Source organism: Bartonella sp. bp_1 (assembly GCF_055808085.1).
In genome coordinates this window covers 485330-500732 of the sequence record NZ_CM147851.1, presented here as the reverse complement: position 1 = coordinate 500732, position 15403 = coordinate 485330, and the positions used below count along the sequence as shown (strand labels likewise).

The following is a 15403-nucleotide window of genomic DNA, read 5'->3' as shown; positions in this document are numbered from 1 at the left end:
TCATCCTTCATCCTTGAATATTTTGTCAAAAACTATACGTACATTTTCTGCCGTATCCTTGATCAGACTTTCAACCCGTGACAGGTCAGGTTCATTGGCTGCTCGCTGTAACAACTCCGCAAGTCCTGGCGGCATATCATCAGGATCAAGCTCATCATCCAGACACAGCCGAATAACCTGAGAAAGACCTGTATAGAGCTTGTCTGCATGACTAAGGACCTGCGCCGTCTCTCCAACCTTTTCGTCCGTCAGGAAATGTGCCAAAACCTCGCCGGTCGGACGGCCGATTTCAAAAGGTGCATATCCCGTCAAAAGAGCAAACTGGGCAATAAATTCAAGATCGACAATACCGCCTTTCATGGTTTTTAAATCCCACGCATTGCGGGGCGGCTTTTCATCTTCAATCAATGTGCGCATCTCTGCCACTTCTTTGATCGTTTTTTTCTTGTCACGCGGCAAAGCAATAATTCTCTTCACCTCATCCTCAAGTTTTTGCATAAAGAGCGCATCACCGGCAACCGCCCGCGCCCGTGTCAGCGCCATATGCTCCCATACCCATGCTTCATTGCGCTGGTATTTGCCAAAAGCCTCATAAGGGACGGCAACCGGCCCCTTATTGCCGGAAGGCCGAAGACGTAGGTCAACTTCGTAAAGTACTCCTTCTCCGGTAGGAGCCGATAAAGCTGAAACCAGCCTCTGGGTCAGCCGCATATAATATTGGGTGATATAAAGCGATTTGTCGCCATCCGACATTTCAGCCTTTTCATCGTGCTCATAAAGCAGGATAAGATCGACATCCGACCCTGCCGTCAGTTCATGACTGCCAAGCTTACCCATACCCAAAATGGCAATGCGACCACCTTCGACACGGCCATGGCGGCGTACAAACTCTTCTTCGACCGCATTCAATGTCTTGGCAATCATCAAGTCGGCCAGATCGGTAAAGGCACGTCCGGCACGCGGCCCATCAATCGCACCATTCAATAAACGGATACCAATCAAGAAACGCTGCTCATCGGCAAAAATACGCAACCTATCGAGAATTTCTTCATAATTGGTCGAACTACCCAAAAAGTGGTCAAGCCGGTTTTGAAGATAAAACCGGGTGGGAAGTTCTGAAAAAATAGCCGGATCCAGCATACCATCAAAAACATGAGGTTTGCGGGTGATAATATCAGCCAGTCTGGGTGCCGCGCTCATAATGAGAACCAGCATATCCAACAGCGCCGGATTGGATTGCAGCAATGAAAAAAGCTGGATGCCTGCTGGCAACCCTTGCAAGAAACTATCAAAGCGCAAAAACGCTTCATCCGCCCTTTTAGTAGCACCAAAAGCCTTCAACAAGGCAGGTGTCAATTCAGTTAGACGTTCACGGGCCTCGGCCGACTGGGTGGCACGATAACGGCCAAAATGCCATGTACGGATCACACGACATATATCACTGGGACGGTCAAATCCCATGCGATCAAGTGTTGCCAATGTTTCAGGATCATCATCCTCACCGGTAAAGACAAGATTGCCGGTCTCTGCTCCTAACTCCTGCTCCGCCTCGAAAAGTGCAGCATAATGCTGCTCAACACTTTTGAGATGAGAAAGAAAATCAGCTGAGAATTCCTCAATATTCGGATAACCCATCAAGGCTGAAACAGCCGTAAAATCATCATCATCCTCTGGCAGTATATGCGTCTGCTCATCCCGTATCATCTGGATTCGATGTTCAACATTGCGAAGATAGGCATAATCAACACTCAGCGCATCACGGGTCTGCGCAGTAATCCAGCCCATTTCACACAACATACCAAGCATTTCAACCGTACGGCTACCACGCAATTCAGGAAAACGACCGCCGGCGATCAATTGCTGGGTCTGAACAAAAAACTCGATCTCACGAATACCGCCACGCCCCAATTTGACATTATGGCCACGCACCGCGATCTCGCCATGCCCCTTATGGGCATGAATCTGCCGCTTGATCGAATGAACATCAGCAATTGCCGCATAATCAAGATATTTACGCCACACATAAGGGGAAAGTTCCTTGATGACTTTCAAACCTGCATCAATATCGCCAGCGACAGGCCGTGCCTTGATCATCGCCGCGCGCTCCCAATTTTGTCCGCGCCCTTCATAGTAATGCAACGCAGCCCCGACCGGCAATGCCAATGGTGTTGAACCGGGATCAGGACGCAGACGCAAATCGACACGGAATACATAACCGGCAGCGGTGCGTTCCTGCATGATGCGAATAAGACGACGCATCATTTTAGAAAACACATCAACACTCTCATAAGGCTCACCGATATGAGGCGACGTTTCATCAATAAAGACAATCAAATCAATATCGGAAGAATAATTGAGCTCGCACGCGCCGAGTTTGCCCATGCCCAGCACAATCAAACCACAATCTTTTTCGGGATTGTTACGATCTACCAAATTGATCTTACCCCGATCATGGGCATCCCGCAACAAGAAGCGCAATGATGCACCAAGAGCACGCTCTGCCAATCGGGTCAACCATTGCGAGCTTTCAGCCTGATTGAAAGCCCCGCTCAAATCTCCCAAGGCAATCAATCCATGCGCGTGAACCTTGTAACGGCGTAAGGCCTCCATCAAACTATTTTCACTTACCTCGTCTGCCTTATCGCAAAAGGAAAGCTTCGTCAGCACGTCTTCAAGACAGCTGCGTAAATCTGAGGACAACAAAGGGAGAAGATAATCAGGATTGCGGGTAAAAATATCGCGTAAAAAAGGTGAGTGGGCTAAAACCGCGCCGACAAATAATGCACCCTCACTTCTTTTTTCCGCAAAGCGTGCAACATCTTCTATTGCTTTTTCACGGGCTGATTCAACAAGCTCTTCAAGCCATTTACGGGTCTCATTGTCATCGGCTATTATTTTTTTTAAAGACGAAGAAAAAAAAGCTTTGGACATTGAAAGCCCTCATCAGATTGGTTTTCTCCATTCAAGAGCAATGCGCCTTTAACAGCAACTTAAAAAAACAGTTTTAAGCGCTTTTTATTCTCCTCTCACCATCCTGCAGCAAAGGAAAAGCTAAAATAGCACGCAAACCTGTCTTGCCATTTTCAAGCTTTAAAAAGCCACCATGCAATTTCATCACCGCTTTGGCTAATGATAAACCTATACCCGAACCCGGACGGGTACGGCTTTCCTCCAAGCGGAAGAAACGCTCCGTCACTTTTTCAAGCTTATCCTCATCAATACCCGGCCCATTATCAGCCACAATAACCAACAGGTGTCTATCATTGCGCTGTATTGATAAGGTCACTTTGGCATCGCCACTTTGTGAGTTTGCATATTTGATCGCATTATCAATCAGATTGAATACAGATTGCGCCACCAGTTCACGATTAAGCATCAATTCCTCATTCAATGTCTCACCCAAGAGTAAACAGACACCGGCCTCCTCCGCAACCGGCTCATAAAGCTCGGCAACATCCTTGACAATCGGCTGGATATCGGTCTTTTCCAGATGTTCGAGAGAAGCACTTGCCTCAATACGAGAGATCATCAAAATAGCATTGAACGTGCGGATTAGCTGATCGGATTCACCAATAACATCATCGAGTGCTGCACGATAGTCAGACGTTTTCTTTTTGCCAGAAAGCGCTTCTTCAGCCCGATTACGCAAGCGCGTCAACGGTGTTTTCAAATCATGAGCTATATTATCAGAAACATGACGCAATCCATCATTAAGCTCTTCAATACGTTCCAGCATGATATTGAGATTTTGTGACAGGCGGTCAAATTCATCACCGGACCCCGACACCGGCAGACGGCCACTTAGATCCCCCTCCATCAGACGATGAGAAGCGGCCGAAATCTTATCAATACGCTGCAAGGCCCGCCGCCCAATCAAAAGCCAGATCAGTAATGCTCCCAGTGCCATGGCAGCCAGTGCAATCATCACCGCCTTACGGATAACATGTAGAAACCTTTCCGGCTCGCCAAGGTCTCGTCCGACCAAGAGCTTCATACCATTAGGCAAATTTATAACCACAGCAATGGCTTTATGCTCACTTCTTTTACCTGTTTCACCGTAACGTGAATAGATAAAAGCATTTTGTGTCATGCCTTCATTATTTAGCAAACCGGGCTCAATACTTTCGACATTACCTGCCAAAACCCGCCCCATCGGATCAGTCACCAGATACAAAAAGGCCCCTGGTGCACGCGCGCGCCGGTCAATAGTTCGTACCAACAAAGGCAGTCTGCCATATTTATAAGCTTTTTCAATGCTCTTGACTTCATCTTCCAGCACCTGCCGCGTCTGCTCGGTCAACATTGTAACCGAAAGACTGCCGACATAAGCTGCAAGACCAAAAGCAACCAAACCGAACAACAGCACATAAAGAGCGCTTAACCTTATGGCAGTCGTGCGCATCAAGGCAGAAAACCGGTTCATATCTTTTTCGCCGTTGCCTTTAACATATAGCCTGCCCCACGAACCGTATGCAGCAAAGGCGTATCAAAATCTTTCTCGATCTTGGAACGCAGTCGTGAAATATGCACATCAATCACATTGGTCTGTGGATCAAAATGATAATCCCAGACATTTTCAAGCAACATGGTACGGGTGACGACCTGTCCGGCATATTTCATCAAATATTCAAGCAGCCGGAATTCACGTGGCTGTAAAATAATATCATGCTCTCCCCGTTTGGCTGTATGCGCCATGCGGTCCAGCTCAAGATCACCTACACGATAAATTGTCTCGGCCTCTTTGGGGCTTTTGCGCCGTTGCAAAACTTCAATACGGGCCAAAAGCTCGGAGAAGGCATAAGGCTTGGTCAGATAATCATCCCCCCCTGCACGCAGCCCCGTCACACGATCATCAACCTGTCCCAATGCCGACAAGATCAAGACCGGTGTCTCTATACCTTTAGCACGTAAGGCTGCCACAACTGATAATCCATCACGGCGTGGTAACATGCGATCTACAATCAAAACATCATAATGATTGTTTTCAGCCAAAGTATAACCAGTTTCACCATCACCGGCCACATCGGCAGAATGTCCAGATTCATCCAAAGCTTTTTCAAGATAGCGCGCGGCCTCTTTGTCATCTTCGATAACAAGAATTTTCATCACTCTGCGCCTCTCTTTTTAGGTTTCCCCGCCAGTTGATCCGGCGGGGAAAAATGTATCTTATTTCGACTGGATGCTGAGTGCAACAAACCGGTTCTGATCATTAGAATGGATTTGTAACAACACATTTGAACGGCCTGCTTTTTGCGCCTCCTTGATGGCATTTGAAATATCCTCAGCCTTTTTAACAGGCTTACCATTGGCTGCAATGATGACATCGCCAGCGCGCACGCCTTTGTCTGTCAAATCGCTATCAGGATCAATATTGGTAATAACCAAGCCATCGCCATCATCATTAGGAGAAACAGTCAAACCGTAATCATCAAGAGTTTCTGAATCCCCCGAGCTATCACTATTATCCGTCGTACCGGATGACTGATTCTGATCTTTTGGCATCGCGGCAATCTTGATCTTTACATCATCTTTCTTACCATGCCGCCAGACACCCAATGTTGCGGTTTGATTGGGCGCAATATTGGCAATTTTGCGCGCCAAATCTCGAGCATCGGTAACCTCTTCGCCATTTACGGAAATAATGGCATCACCCGCCTTAATACCGGCCTTTGCCGCAGGGCCATCCATCGGATCAGCAACGATTGCACCTTTTGCTTCTTTCAAACCGATAGAATCGGCAATTTCTTTGGTAACAGGTTGGATTTGCACACCAATCCACCCTCGTGAGACCGAACCTTTGTCAATGAGCTGCTTCACCACCTGTGAAGCGGTCGTCGAGGGAATAGCAAAAGCAATACCGACATTACCACCTGATGGCGAGAATATGGCTGTATTGATACCGACAACCTGGCCATTAAGATTGAAGGTTGGCCCACCTGAATTACCACGATTAACGGCAGCATCAATCTGGATGAAGTCATCATAGACACCCGCGCCAATATCACGCCCGCGGGCAGAAACAATACCGGCTGTCACAGTGCCACCAAGACCGAAGGGATTACCAACGGCCACAACCCAATCACCGACACGCACCTTGTTGTCATCGGCAAAATCAACATAGGTAAACTTCTTTTTGCTGTCGACCTTCAAGACAGCAAGATCTGTTCGCGGATCGGTTCCAACCAGCTTGGCATCAAGCTCTGTTCCGTCATCAAGCACGACCGAATAAGCTGTACCATCGGCAACCACGTGGTTATTGGTCACCACATAACCATCTTCCGAGATGAAAAAGCCCGATCCTTGGGCAACAGGACGCGGACGTCCGCCACGACCTTTCTTCTGTTTGGGGCCGCGATCATCAAAATCCCTAAAAAACCGCTTCAAAGGATGATCATCAGGCAACTGGTCAAAACCGGGGCCTCCAAAAAGACTTAAACCTTCATTATCTGGACGCTCATTACTTTTAACCTGCACAGAAACAACAGCCGGCTTGACCAGTGCTACAACATCAGCAAAGCCTTGCTGTTGCGCGCCCTCAACAAAAACAGGAGCCGCCTGCGCGCTGCCCATAGGCAAAGCCAACGGAGCGACAAGTGCCGTAGACAAAGCAAAAACAGTTACAATTTTGCGCAAAGATGAGTGTGTCATCGGAAATTCTCCTTGGATTACCCCTATACGGGGTTGAATATGGATTACCGTATCATGACCAGAATCGGTCACACAGCTATACGCTTATAAATAGGGAGGCAAACCTTACCGGCGAATGGCCAAAGCATGAATTTTTTGTAATTTTTGAATAAAATTGTATAAGAATTATAACAAACAGGGGCTCCTCACCATGGCAATCACACTCGCAACCATCAAAAAAAAAGCACGCGCGCATGATCTTGATTGGGAACATATGGCGGAAGCGGCACGGTTGCGCCTACCAGGATTGAAAGCGACATTTGAACAATTAACGCAAGAGCTTGGCTGGACTTTTGAAGCCTATCAAAATGAAAATGGAAGTTGGACGCCTCCCCACGCTGCCAGTGCCTATATTTGCGGCCTTTATGCTGAAGAAGGCACGGATGTGCTTGAACGATACAAATATGATGAAAAGCATAGATATTCAATCATGCGGATGGTCGAGCATCTCCATACGGACCTTGATACGGATTTTTTCTTTGAGATGTATAAAGACCTGTTCAATAATCCGGCAAGTAATTATGATTTGGCATTTCAATTATGTAACGTTTTGAACTTCAGATATTCGTTCAAGAATCCTGCCCCCATATCTTCCGAACAAAAAAATATTGCCCGTACTTTTCTTATAAAGCTACATGATATCGTCAAAAATGAAATACATCGTGTTTGGGTTCTGGCAGCATTGCGCGGCGTGGCTGATGAAAACACGATAGACTTTATCGCCGCAACCAAACCATTTGAAGAAGAAGTTCATAAAGATCTTCAAAAATCGATCATCCGTGAGATACGCAAGCGATTGAAGGCCGAGGGTATTCTCACAGCCAAACCTGCCCCAAAAAAAACCATCAAGAAAAGACCAACAAAACGGGAAAAGCCAGCAATAAGCAGCTTGGCTAAAATCAAAGTCCATAAAATTGACGATGCCTCATGGCATTACGAGGGTGATTTTCCGCAAGACCTGCCAATCGAAGCCGCCGCCACCCATATCGGCATGTTTTTATGCTGGCTATTACAGAATGATTTTGCCAGTGATGATCTGCAATCGACAAGCTGGTCTGCAATTGAGAATGTAAAAAATCAGGCAATGAGCGGCGCTGAATTTCTCATGCAGGAACTTAACGGAAAACTTGTCAGTTCCGATCTTAATCAGGAAGGTGCCAGTTTTGCACAAGCCTATTATGAAGGCCGTGATGGCGCAGGCCAGTTCTGGTGCGATTATTACGAGACCTTTCAGGTGGTTTCAGATACACTTTATGAAGTTGAGGACAGCTTTGAAAACTATGCCAGACTGGCTCCTCACATTGATCATGCCTATCAGACATGGACCAAAAACGGCAGACCGGATTTTATTGTTCCAAAAAATCATGGAAAGACCGGTTAAAAGCCTTATTTTCCTGATCCCTGACCAAGAATCTTATTCAGACGTTTTTGTTCTTCATCACTCAATGGTTCTATCTTATTTTTACGCCCAGTATAGCTACGTATAACAATCACCATAAAAGCAATAAGCAGCAGTGCAAAAGGCGTGATCCATAAAAGATAAGTCTGTGTTGTCAAACGGGGTTTCAACAAGACAAAATCGCCATAGCGACCCACCATATAATCTACAATTTGCGAATCCGTATCACCTGCTTTCAGTCTTTCGCGCACCAGCACCCGTAAATCATGGGCAAGAGAAGCATTGGAATCGTCAATCGATTCATTCTGGCAGACAAGGCAACGCAATTGTGACGAAATTTCACGTGCCCGCGCCTCCAGAACCGGATTATCAAGCATCTCGTCAGGCTCTACGGCATAAGCCGGGCAAAAAGAAGCGGATAACAACAAAAAACAAACCAGCAAGCGGCGTATCATATTTTAGCCCCGCCTGTTTTTCGTGATGGCGGAGCCTTGGGCGCACCAAAGCGCAACCGCCTGTCAGACAAGGAAAGCACACCGCCCAACATCATAACAAAAGCACCAAACCAGATAAAAATCACATGCGGCTTCCACCATATATGCAAGGCAAGACCACTGTCATTCACATCACCAGGCGCAATATAGAGCTGAGAAAAAAAACGGCTCATAATACCGGCTTCGGTGGTCGGCATATTCTGTGACGGATAAAAACGCTTCGATGCGATAACCTCGCCAATCAAGTGATCCTTTTCATGAACCGAAAAAGAAAATTGCGTTTCGCTATAATTGGGGCCATTAACATCACGCGCACCTTCCAATACAATCGATTGCCCGGCAATTTCCACCCTATCTCCAGCTTGCATGGTCAATATACGTTCATGGCTAAAGCTTGATACTGCGATAATACCGAAAAGCGTAAACCCCATACCCATATGGGCCAATGCCGTTCCGAAAGCGGCACGCGGCAACCGGATAAATCGAAAAAAGCGTTTCTTCAACGGCGTCTTATAAGGGCCGCTCTTTACCCATAAGTCACTCAACGCACCGATCACAATAAACACAGCAAGACCAATAGCCATTGCACTGAGTATCTGCTGCCATCCGACACGATAGAAAACAAAAGCGACCACAAGAATTGTAAGGCCGAAAGCCGCCCACAACCGTTCGGCAACGCTTAACAGATCGCCACGTTTCCAAGCCATGAACGGACCAAAAGGAATAAGTGCCAAAAGTGGTATCATTAAAGGCCCGAATGTCATGTTGAAAAACGGAGCCCCGACAGAAATTTTTGTACCTGTGACCGTTTCAAGCAACAATGGATATAATGTGCCGACAAATACTGTCGCCGCGGCACAGGTCAAAAACAGATTATTGAGCAATAAAAGCCCTTCACGCGATAAAGGACGAAAAAGTCCTCCACTTTTCAAAACAGGTGCCCGCAGTGCAAAAAGAAAAAGGGCAGCACCGATAAAAAAGGCCAATATAAGCAAAATGGCGAGACCACGTTTAGGGTCTACCGCGAAAGAATGAACCGATGTCAAAATGCCAGAGCGCACAAGAAATGTCCCCATGAGGGACAATGAAAAAGTCAAAATGGCAAGAAACAGCGTCCAGATTTTAAGTGCATCGCGTTTTTCCAAAACAATGGCTGAATGTAAAAGTGCTGTACCGGCAAGCCATGGCATAAGGGATGCGTTTTCAACGGGATCCCAGAACCAGTAACCACCCCATCCCAATTCGTAATAGGCCCAATAAGAACCCATCATAATACCACCGGTCAGAAAAAGCCATGACAGGAGCGTCCAAGGACGAACCCATCGTGCCCATGCCGCATCGACCCGTCCATCAATCAAGGCGGCGATAGCAAAAGAAAAACAAACCGAAAAACCGACATAGCCGAGGTAAAGCATCGGCGGATGAAGAGCCAGGCCGATATCCTGCAAAATCGGGTTCAAATCACGACCTTGAAAGGCCGGGGAATCAACACGCAAAAATGGATTGGATGTCAGTAGAATAAAAAGTAAAAAAGCGGCACCGATCCAGCTTTGGACACATAACACCAATGCTTTGAGACGCAGCGGCAAAGCTCTACCAAAGGCAGCAACCAAAGCGCTGAAAAATGTCAAAATTAGCACCCATAGGAACATAGAGCCTTCATGATTGCCCCAAACACCGGTAATCTTGAACAATAAAGGTTTGAGGGAATGGGAATTTTCGACAACATTGCGTACTGAAAAATCCGATACAATATAGGCATGGACAAGCGTTGCAAACGACACAGCAATACAAACGAAGATCAAAAAGGCAATCAAACGGGTAATTGTCAACAAGCGGACATCACGCGCCATCAGACCGACAAGCGGCATGATCGCCTGAAAAATGCTTAAGGCTGTTGCAACAACCAACAGGAAATGTCCAAGCTCAATGACCACGTTTCTGATAGGCCTCCCATAGTCCTTCTTTTTTCAATCGATCGACAATATCTTTTGGCACATAAGTTTCATCATGCTTGGCCAAAACCTGATCGGCAATAAAGACACCATCATGATCAAAACGACCATCGGCGATGATCCCCTGACCTTCGCGAAAAAGATCCGGCAGAATACCGACAAAAACGACTTTCTTGCTTTTGGAATAGTCGGTGACAACAAACTCTATTCTTGCCCCATCACCACGCTTAACACTGCCCTCTTCAACAAAGCCACCAAGCCGAAGCGGCCTTCCCGAAGTTATATCATCCATCGTAATCTCTGACGGCATCCGAAAAAGATTGGTCATATTGGGCAAGGCATAAAGGACAAGGCCAACCGCTGCACCAAAAATACACAAGGCGGCAATGATAAGTGCCAGCCTTCGTCTTTTGCGTTTACGCACCATGCTCTGGACTATACTTTGTTCACCGGCCATTATGGAACCTGTCCTTCCTGCGGCTTGATATTACTCTTAGATGCATTCGGTGCGACACGCTTTTTATCGGCATCAGCCTGATATTTTCTAATCAAATCTTCAAGACGGGAACGATAAGGTGCGTTGTCGGGTACGCGGCCTAAAAAGGCTTTCAGTTGCGCCGCGGCTTTTTGCGGTGCACCATCTTGGGCAATAGATGCTGCAAGAAATATTTGCGGATAATAATCATCGGGTGCCATCTGCACAGCCTTTTTAAAAGCTTCTTCGGCAGCTTGCGTAATCACCCCTCCCTCAAACTGTGTTAAGGCCAGACCATAACCAACCAACCGCGGTGCCGATTCCCCATTCAATCTTATTGCATCAAGATAGCTGTTGGCCGCCTGTTGCGGCATGCCACCAGTCAAATAGGCCGTTGCCAGCTGATCAGCCAAAGAACCATTTTCAGGATCCTTTCCAAACAGATATTCAAGCCGCACAATCTGCGCTTCACGCGACATTTTTTGTGGATCCTGTTTCATAAAGGCATCAAAAGAAGTACCCGGTTGCTCGGGATTCCCCAAATAACCATAAAGCAATAATGAAAAGGCTGCGACCGCTAAGATTGATAAAATAATAATAAATTTTATCAAAGGCCTACGTCGCAAAAAAATATCCTTGTCATTTTCCTTGCGTTCAACAGCCAAAAGCTGGCGCGCCATTTCAAGACGTGCCTCTTCACTGCTTTTTTGATCAATCAGTCCCTGCTTCAGGTCCCTATCAATCTCACGCAACCGCCCCAGATAAAACTGACGGGCAAAAGAACTGGAATTAATAGTAATGAACTCGTCCGTTTCCTTTCGGACGACCGTCACTCCATAAATGATAATAAAGCATATCGCGGCAATAATAATCGCGCAAAAAATCCATAAAGTCATATTTTACTCATAAAGGCCCTTACGACAAAAAGCCAAGACCATCTTTATGGTACACGCAATTTTGTTTGATATTTTGTTTGATATTTCATCTCACATCAAAACATATCAGGTCAAAGGCGACCAGCTGCCATCTATATTGCGGCAAGCAGAACCGCGAGCAGTCTGAGGAATACCATTGACAACAAATGAATGCACATATTGACGGCAATTTTGCGAGCCAACCTGATAAGGCTGCCCCGGCGTCACGTCTCCTGAAGCATTCCCCGTTGAAGATGACCAATGCACCGACTTCCCACTTTCGGTCAATTCCAGCGCTTTATATTCTGCTGCCAGCGCCTTACGCTGATCGCTGCTATCCATATCTTTCAGGGTATTTCCCATCAATCCATATCCCAGAACCGTCAAAATCTTCTTCTCGTCGGCCGGCTTTACTATATCCGTTTTGTGGCAAGCGGCAAGAACCGACAGCCCTACAAATAAACAGATCAAGGAAATAGGACGTTTCATCATCTCAACACCATAACAACAGAAATCGGCTTATAGCAGATTTCAAGCATAGATAAAGCTCTGTTTTCATCGTTTATCATCAAAACTATCGCAGTTTTGTGACCATATATCACGAAGTTGTTTATATGCTTTTCGATAAAATCCAAGCATTCTAAATCAAAAAGAGTGAAGTAATGCGGCAAATGTATCTCAATGCAATGATATACGGGCTTGGCAGCCATATTGCCGGGTGGCGTCTGCCCGATATTGACCCCCATGCAGCTACCCACCTTTCTTATTGGATTGATCTTGCCCAAAAGGCAGAAAAGGGTGGCTTTGATGCTATATTTATCGGTGATATTCTCGCCCTTTCTCCTGCACCACATTATCAAGTAACAGGTTCGCTTGATCCGCTTGTCACCCTTTCGGCCTTAGCTACTGTTACCCAAAATATCGGTCTGATTGGTACCGCATCGACAACATTTGAACATCCCTTTCATTTAGCTCGGATATTTGCTTCCCTTGATCATATTTCTAATGGACGTGCCGGATGGAACATTGTTACTTCATCTAAACTTTCCGAAGCGCGCAATTTCGGACGTGATGCTCTAGCCCCGACAGAAGAACGCTATGCCCGTGCTGAAGATGTTGTAAACGCAGTCAATGCCCTATGGGAAAGCTGGAAACCAGGGGCACGGGTCGCCGATAAGGATAGCGGACTTTTTCTTGATACATTGGCGGTAAAGAATACCAATTATCGCGGCTCCTATACACGCAGCATAGGCCCCCTGACCGTACCACGTTCACCACAAGGGAGGCCCTTGCTCGGCCAAGGGGGGGCCTCGCCATTGGGACGTCGTTTTGCAGCCCATTATGCCGATCTTGTTTTCACCACCCAGACCGACATGCTTCGTGCCGCAGATTTTTATCGAGAGATCAAAAAACAGGCTACTTCTTTCAAGCGGGATGCCCATGTTCGCATTCTTCCCGGTCTGGTACCGGTGATCGGGCGTACACGCGAAGAAGCACAAAACCGTTATAAGCAACTTAACGACCTTGTTTTACCAGGGATCGGATTATCTCGGCTGTCATCGGCTCTTGAGATTGATCTAAGCAGCTTTGACGAACACCAACCTCTGCCGGCCAAACTACTGGCACGTGCCGATATTGAAACATTGCCAAGCCTTAGCCGCCTAATCCTTGATGATGCACGCCGCCATTATCGCACCATAAAAGATATGGTGGAACGCTATAATTTTAGCCGCGGCCATGTCCTTGTCATCGGCACCCCCGATGATATTGCAGATGAAATGCAAAACTGGTTCGAGAATGATGCCGCCGATGGCTTCAACATTTTGTTTCCTATCCTTCCCCATGATCTGGAAACATTTACAAAAACGGTTATCCCTATTCTTGAAAAACGCGGCCTTTATAAAACAACGGGCAAGCCCTCATTATTGCGTGAACGCTTCAATCTTCCAATAGATCATGGCAACATAAATATACTCAAACGCAGCCACAGCGAACACATAGAACAGAAACTTTAAACGCATCTAGTTGGCCGCAAGCGGCAACATTACCTCAACACGCAGACCGCCTGTTTTGCTTTTATTCAATACCAATTTGCCACCATATTCCTGCACCATTTCCGCAACAATTGACAAGCCAAGCCCTGTCCCCGGCTTGCTTTCATCCAGACGGAGGCCACGTTTTAAGGCACGGGCTCTCTCTTCTTCACTTAAACCCGGCCCATCATCCTCAATAAAAATTATAAAAAAATCAGGGCCGTTCTTTTCACGACTCTCCAATGAGGATTCATCACGATAAAGACTAACGACAATGCTTTTCGACGCCCATTTGGCTGCATTATCCAACAAATTGCCAATAACTTCTTCAATATCTTCACGCTCTCCAGCAAAGATCAGATCATTAACCTCTGTAGAAAAAGCAATCGCAAGATTGGGATTAAGCTTTTCCATAACCCTGCATAAACGTTCTATCACCGGTACAACCGGCGTACGATAGACAACACTGTCACGCTGGGCGGCAATACGGGCCCGTTGCAGGTAATGGTCGATCTGCTGGCGCATATTCTGTGTCTGCTCACGAATCAATACACCATTATGATCCTGCATCCGACTTGCCTCATTGACCAGAACCGACAAAGGCGTTTTAAGCGAATGGGCCAGATTGCCAACCTGTCGGCGAAAACGTTCTATAATGCGTTGATTATTATCGATAAGCGCATTCATTTCTTCAGCCAAAGGGGCAACCTCAATTGGCAAACGCGTATCAATATGCTGGGCCTTTCCAGTACGAATCTCTCCCAAAGCCCGTTTAATACGACTGAGCGGGCGCAACATAAAAGCAATGATCAGGGCATTGATGACCAGACTGGCAATACCAAGTGTCAAAAGATACCATCGCAAAGTTACACGAAATTCATGAAACTCGGCGCGTACATCTGCCAGATTTCCCATGACGCGAAACCGCGCAACATAATTATCTCGCCCCAGAACCACATCACTTTCAATAACCTGCATATCCTGCCCCTGTAGAGTCTTGGCAGGGTACATACGTATAAACTGGTCATTGAAGGGAAAATCCTTTTCGCTCGGCGAGGCAATATTGTTGCTGCCCAGCGATGGCGACTTTAACTGTCCTTTCAGTTCAGGCGAAACCGGTATAACATCCCAATACCATCCAGATGATGGATCACTATAACGGATATCGCCAAGCTGCGGCTTGCCGCGCAAGATACCTTCACGATTGGCATAGACCCCACTGATCAAAGTATAGAGATGGGCCGTGAGCAACTGTTCGAAATTACGCTTATTGGCGTTTTGGTAAGAAATAACCGAAACAGCGGAAATGGCAAACAACGCCAACATCACCCAGACGCTGGAAAGGAGTACGACACGGACAATCAGCGAAGACCGTTTTTTAACCCAACGCGATGTCTCTCCTGCTTCACCAACTGTTTTTTGCTCTAAAGGCACCCTTGTCATATT

The 15403-nt window shown here is 46.6% G+C and carries 12 protein-coding genes; 2 read left to right on the top strand and 10 right to left on the bottom strand.

Features of this window, described 5'->3' with window-relative positions; genetic code table 11:
* The 4 genes from ACYZ97_RS02505 to ACYZ97_RS02490 form a co-directional block, all read right to left on the bottom strand.
* The gene (locus ACYZ97_RS02505) at positions 1 to 2931 is read right to left on the bottom strand and encodes a bifunctional [glutamine synthetase] adenylyltransferase/[glutamine synthetase]-adenylyl-L-tyrosine phosphorylase (protein WP_473299926.1); all 2931 of its coding nucleotides are present in this window, start codon (positions 2929 to 2931) and stop codon (positions 1 to 3) included.
* A gap of 73 nt (positions 2932 to 3004) precedes the next feature.
* Entirely contained in the window at positions 3005 to 4423 is a 1419-nt protein-coding gene (locus ACYZ97_RS02500; protein ID WP_473299925.1) for a sensor histidine kinase, read from the bottom strand.
* Positions 4420 to 5106: a response regulator transcription factor gene (locus ACYZ97_RS02495; protein WP_473299924.1), complete on the bottom strand. Its 687-nt coding sequence runs from the start codon at positions 5104 to 5106 to the stop codon at positions 4420 to 4422. Before ACYZ97_RS02495 ends, ACYZ97_RS02500 begins: the two co-directional genes overlap by 4 nt.
* Positions 5107 to 5166: 60 nt before the next feature.
* Positions 5167 to 6648, bottom strand: coding sequence for a Do family serine endopeptidase (locus ACYZ97_RS02490; protein WP_473299923.1), 1482 nt, complete (start codon positions 6646 to 6648; stop codon positions 5167 to 5169).
* 190 nt (positions 6649 to 6838) lie between these two features.
* On the opposite strand from ACYZ97_RS02490, the gene ACYZ97_RS02485 reads away from it, so the two are divergent.
* Complete coding sequence (locus ACYZ97_RS02485) at positions 6839 to 8068, top strand: DUF7832 domain-containing protein (RefSeq protein ID WP_473299922.1); 1230 nt, start codon at positions 6839 to 6841, stop codon at positions 8066 to 8068.
* Between the two features lie 5 nt (positions 8069 to 8073).
* Here ACYZ97_RS02485 and ACYZ97_RS02480 read toward each other — a convergent pair whose 3' ends face one another.
* The 5 genes from ACYZ97_RS02480 to ACYZ97_RS02460 form a co-directional block, all read right to left on the bottom strand.
* Positions 8074 to 8541 carry a cytochrome c-type biogenesis protein gene (locus ACYZ97_RS02480; RefSeq protein WP_473299921.1) on the bottom strand — a complete coding sequence of 156 codons (468 nt, stop codon included), beginning with the start codon at positions 8539 to 8541 and terminating at the stop codon, positions 8074 to 8076.
* Positions 8538 to 10517, bottom strand: a complete 1980-nt coding sequence (locus tag ACYZ97_RS02475; protein ID WP_473299920.1) for a heme lyase CcmF/NrfE family subunit — start codon at positions 10515 to 10517, stop codon at positions 8538 to 8540. The genes ACYZ97_RS02480 and ACYZ97_RS02475 overlap by 4 nt, the downstream gene beginning before the upstream one ends.
* On the bottom strand, positions 10507 to 10992 hold the full coding sequence (gene ccmE, locus ACYZ97_RS02470) for a cytochrome c maturation protein CcmE (RefSeq protein ID WP_473299919.1): 486 nt from the start codon (positions 10990 to 10992) through the stop codon (positions 10507 to 10509). Before ccmE ends, ACYZ97_RS02475 begins: the two co-directional genes overlap by 11 nt.
* Positions 10992 to 11906 (bottom strand): c-type cytochrome biogenesis protein CcmI, encoded by a 915-nt coding sequence (gene ccmI / locus ACYZ97_RS02465; protein ID WP_473299918.1) that lies wholly within the window; start codon positions 11904 to 11906, stop codon positions 10992 to 10994. Before ccmI ends, ccmE begins: the two co-directional genes overlap by 1 nt.
* A gap of 105 nt (positions 11907 to 12011) precedes the next feature.
* Positions 12012 to 12416 carry an RT0821/Lpp0805 family surface protein gene (locus tag ACYZ97_RS02460; protein ID WP_473299917.1) on the bottom strand — a complete coding sequence of 135 codons (405 nt, stop codon included), beginning with the start codon at positions 12414 to 12416 and terminating at the stop codon, positions 12012 to 12014.
* A 170-nt stretch (positions 12417 to 12586) separates the two neighbouring features.
* Here ACYZ97_RS02460 and ACYZ97_RS02455 point away from each other — a divergent pair, with 170 nt between their 5' ends.
* On the top strand, positions 12587 to 13939 hold the full coding sequence (locus tag ACYZ97_RS02455; protein ID WP_473299916.1) for an LLM class flavin-dependent oxidoreductase: 1353 nt from the start codon (positions 12587 to 12589) through the stop codon (positions 13937 to 13939).
* A 6-nt stretch (positions 13940 to 13945) separates the two neighbouring features.
* Here ACYZ97_RS02455 and ACYZ97_RS02450 read toward each other — a convergent pair whose 3' ends face one another.
* A complete protein-coding gene (locus tag ACYZ97_RS02450; RefSeq protein WP_473299915.1) occupies positions 13946 to 15400 on the bottom strand; it encodes an ATP-binding protein in 1455 nt (484 codons plus the stop codon).
* Positions 15401 to 15403 lie beyond the last annotated feature (3 nt).